This window comes from Candidatus Protofrankia californiensis (genome assembly GCF_900634765.1).
Classification (GTDB): domain Bacteria; phylum Actinomycetota; class Actinomycetes; order Frankiales; family Frankiaceae; genus Protofrankia; species Protofrankia californiensis.
This window is the reverse complement of record NZ_CAAAFT010000351.1, coordinates 1-2,047: the sequence shown is the minus strand read 5'-3', so window position 1 is coordinate 2,047 and position 2,047 is coordinate 1. Positions and strand designations below refer to the sequence as shown.

The window sequence follows — 2,047 nt, the reverse complement described above, 5'->3', positions numbered from 1 at the left end:
ACGCGGTGGGGTCGTCGCGACCGGCCTGCGCTGGAAGCGCCTGCGCGACCCGGTGACCGTCGTCGGGGGGAGTGGATGCCACCGCCCGCGAAGCCTGCTGGGAGCTCGGCGCCATGTCGGCCGCGAGCCTGGTTACCTAGCCGGCGGCAGCGTAATATTCTTACTTTGAGAAGTAGGAGGCGTCGATGCGGATCACGTCCAAGGGTCAGGTGACGATCCCTGCAGAGATCCGGGAGAAGGCTGGCCTCCTCCCGGGCAGCGAGATAAACATCATTCTTGATGACGACGGCGTCCACATCGTGCGCGTGGAGCCAGGTCCGGGTGGTGGGCGGGGCCAGCGCATCGTGCGCCGGCTTCGCGGTACGGCTCCGCCGGGCATGTCCACCGATGAGATCATGGCGCTTACCCGCGGAGAGTGACTCCCGTTCTGGTCGACAGCAACGTGCTGCTCGACCTGCTTGGTGACGACCCCCGGTGGGGTGATTGGTCTTCCGGTGCGATCGCGGCGGCTGCGGATGAGGCGCAGCTCGTCATCAATCCTGTGATCTACGCGGAGGTCTCCGTCCGCTACCCGCGGATCGAGGAGCTCGATGACACGCTCCGGCCGGAGATGTTTCGACGAGACGGCCTTCCATATCCGGCTGCCTTCCTCGCGGGCAAGGCCTACACGCAGTACCGCCGTCGGGGTGGGACGAGGACTTCGCCCCTACCGGATTTTCTGATCGGCGCACATGCCGCGGTCGCCGGCTACCGGCTGCTAACTCGCGACGCCGCCCGGTATCAGACATATTTCCCGAAGGTCGAACTCATCGCACCCTGAACTTCACAGAGCCATTTATGCGACTCCCGTACGCGTTGTATGTGCACGGTAACAGTGAAATGATCGGCGCCATCCGGGCGATGGAGTCGGTCGATCGGCCTGCGGCCTACCGGAGCACCGACTTGCCCGGGGCCGATAGCCGGCGTGGGATCGGAACATGTCCGAGGAGAACGTGGCCCGGCGGCTGTGGCGGTTGTTCGAGCCGGTGCACGCCGCCCGCCGACCCCGATCCCGAAGCCGTCGGCGAGCCGCTGGTAGGTGCCACCGTTACGGAGATAGCCAGCACGCGGGTGGCCCGATCACGGGCGGACAGCTTCCGCCAGGTCCCGCGCGAGGCCTGCTGGGAGTTTGGCGCCACCACCGCCGCGAGCTTGATGCGTGACTGACAGTCTGTCGCCTCAATCCGGTTGTTGAATCCTCCTGACGGGGTTGGAGGTGCTGAGACCGTCGAGCATCACGGTGGTGAGGTGATCGTCAGCCCGCGCGCCTGGTCGGCATACCGCCACATTCAGCAATCTGACGACCTCATGCGCTGGGATGTCGCGGCGAAGCGTTTTCTCCTCCTGCGCCCGTTCCACTACCTGCTCGAACAGAACGTCGAGCTCGCGCACCAGTTCTGACAGTTGCGGGTCAGCCGGTGTCTCGTCGGTGAGCGACTTGACCAGCGCCAGGGGCAGCCCCGCACAGTTCTCCACGATCTGGAGCAGCACCTGCCACCGTGGGATCTCCTTGGCTGCTTCGGCGTGGCTGGACGTCAGGAGTCGACGGAGCGTGTCGGCCGCGATGCTTTCCAGTAGGGCCTGTCGATCGGGGAAATGGCGGTAGAGCGTGCCGACGCCGAGCCCGGCCGCTCTGGCGATCTCGTCCATCGAGACGCCGGCTCCGTGGCGGGCGAACAGATCGAGCGCGGTGGCCGCGATGAGCTCCCGGTTGCGTTGAGCGTCGGCTCGCATGATGTGGGCTCTCCTCAAAAGGAACCGGAGGTTCATCTTAGGATAGCGTCGATGGTGGAAGATGAAGGTCCGCTTCATGTTGGAGGATCCGTGAAGATCGGATTGTACGTCGGCGGCGTAGGTTCGAGCTTGGAGGTGATGATCGGACAGGTGCGACTTGCGGCGGAGGCCGGTCTCGATAGCGCCTTCTTCAGTCAGCTCACCTCGTGGGACGCGATCATGGTGGCCGCCCTCAGCGGAGCGCGGGTTGCGGGTATCGGCCTGGGTACCGCAG

3 protein-coding genes and 2 pseudogenes are annotated in these 2,047 nt (G+C 65.3%); 4 read left to right on the top strand and 1 reads right to left on the bottom strand.

The genetic code is table 11. The features are described from left to right. The 3 genes and pseudogenes from DD1DGNOD_RS31350 to DD1DGNOD_RS18085 all read left to right on the top strand — a co-directional run. Positions 1 to 140: pseudogene (locus tag DD1DGNOD_RS31350) on the top strand (flavodoxin); the annotation flags it as partial. Between the two features lie 45 nt (positions 141 to 185). Further along, the gene (locus tag DD1DGNOD_RS18090; RefSeq protein ID WP_131767645.1) at positions 186 to 419 is read left to right on the top strand and encodes an AbrB/MazE/SpoVT family DNA-binding domain-containing protein; all 234 of its coding nucleotides are present in this window, start codon (positions 186 to 188) and stop codon (positions 417 to 419) included. Beyond that, entirely contained in the window at positions 416 to 820 is a 405-nt protein-coding gene (locus DD1DGNOD_RS18085) for a type II toxin-antitoxin system VapC family toxin (protein ID WP_131767644.1), read from the top strand. The genes DD1DGNOD_RS18090 and DD1DGNOD_RS18085 overlap by 4 nt, the downstream gene beginning before the upstream one ends. 398 nt (positions 821 to 1,218) lie before the next feature. Here DD1DGNOD_RS18085 and DD1DGNOD_RS18080 read toward each other — a convergent pair whose 3' ends face one another. After that, positions 1,219 to 1,773 carry a TetR/AcrR family transcriptional regulator gene (locus tag DD1DGNOD_RS18080; RefSeq protein ID WP_131767643.1) on the bottom strand — a complete coding sequence of 185 codons (555 nt, stop codon included), beginning with the start codon at positions 1,771 to 1,773 and terminating at the stop codon, positions 1,219 to 1,221. Positions 1,774 to 1,863: 90 nt separating this feature from the next. Between DD1DGNOD_RS18080 and DD1DGNOD_RS18075 the strand changes: the two are divergent. Continuing rightward, positions 1,864 to 2,047, top strand: a pseudogene (locus DD1DGNOD_RS18075) (LLM class F420-dependent oxidoreductase); the annotation flags it as partial.

What these genes read in the sequence shown, in the direction of transcription:
- DD1DGNOD_RS18080 (WP_131767643.1), bottom strand. Translation starts at nt 1,773, where the DNA reads ATGCGAGCCGACGCTCAACGCAACCGGGAGCTCATCGCGGCCACCGCG.
- DD1DGNOD_RS18090 (WP_131767645.1), top strand. Translation starts at nt 186, where the DNA reads ATGCGGATCACGTCCAAGGGTCAGGTGACGATCCCTGCAGAGATCCGG.